This is a genomic window from Streptomyces sp. NPDC037054 (assembly GCF_055606745.1).
In genome coordinates this window covers 1-1,216 of sequence record NZ_JBVJSJ010000038.1, presented here as the reverse complement: position 1 = coordinate 1,216, position 1,216 = coordinate 1, and the positions used below count along the sequence as shown (strand labels likewise).

General features: G+C 66.3%; 1 protein-coding gene and 1 pseudogene. Both read right to left on the bottom strand.

The features are described 5' to 3' along the window. Window positions 1-773: alpha-amylase family glycosyl hydrolase (locus ACZ7D7_RS33965; protein WP_470829401.1), on the bottom strand; the 773-nt coding region annotated here is incomplete at its 3' end. After that, a pseudogene (locus ACZ7D7_RS33960) lies at window positions 770-1,216 on the bottom strand (alpha-1,4-glucan--maltose-1-phosphate maltosyltransferase); the annotation flags it as partial. The gene ACZ7D7_RS33965 and the pseudogene ACZ7D7_RS33960, both read right to left, overlap by 4 nt.

Here is a 1,216-nt window from a genome sequence, read left to right as displayed (position 1 = left end):
AGCAGCACCGTGTCCGGGTACTGCGCGTCGATCTCCTTGCGGACCCGCTTCAGGAAGTCGTGGGTGGCGGGCAGGTTCTCGCAGTTGGTGCCCTCCTCCTGGTAGAGGTACGGCACGGCGTCGAGCCGGAACCCGTCGATCCCGAGGTCCAGCCAGAACTTCAGCGCGGAGATCATCTCCTCCTGCACGGCCGGGTTCTCGTAGTTGAGGTCCGGCTGGTGGGAGAAGAACCGGTGCCAGTAGTACTGCTTGCGGACCGGGTCGTACGTCCAGTTGGAGGCCTCGGTGTCGACGAAGATGATCCGCGCGTCCGGGAACTGCTTGTCGTCGTCGGCCCACACGTAGTAGTCGCCGTAGGGGCCGTCGGGGTCCTTGCGGGACTCCTGGAACCAGGGGTGCTGGTCGCTGGTGTGGTTCATGACGAAGTCGATGATCACGCGCATGCCGCGCTGGTGCGCCGCGTCCACGAACTCCACGAAGTCCGCCAGGTCGCCGAACTCGGGCAGCACGGCGGTGTAGTCGGAGACGTCGTAACCGCCGTCCCTGAGGGGGGACTTGAAGAACGGCGGCAGCCACAGGCAGTCGACGCCCAGCCACTGGAGGTAGTCGAGTTTGGCCGTCAGGCCCTTGAGGTCGCCTACGCCGTCACCGTTGCTGTCCTGGAAGCTGCGAACCAGGACCTCGTAGAAGACGGCACGCTTGAACCACTCCGGGTCCCGGTCCTTTGCCGGGGTGTCCTCGAAGGTGTCCGGAACGGGTTCGTTGACGATCATCGTGTGGGTGACCCTCCGATCTGCGGGGTGGACGGTCGCAGGACCGTGAAGACGTGCGCGGGCCGCCGGCCCGGTTCGAGACGCACGTAGTTGGCCCTGCCCCAGTGGTAGGTCTCGCCGGTGAGCTCGTCCCTCACCGGCACCGACTCGTGCCAGTCCAGGCCGAGTTGCGGCATGTCCAACGAGACCGTGGCCTCCTGGGTGTGGTGCGGGTCGAGGTTCGCGACCACGAGAACCGTGTTCGACCCCGCTCGCTTCGAGTACGCGATCACCGCGTCCTGGTCCGCGTGGTGGAAGTGCAGGTCGCGCAACTGCCGCAGCGCCGGGTTCTCCCGCCTGATCGTGTTCAGCCGGGTGATGAGGGGGGCGATGGTGCGGCCCTCGCGTTCGGCGGTGGCCCAGTCGCGGGGTTTGAGCTGGTACTTCTCCGAGTCGAGGTATTC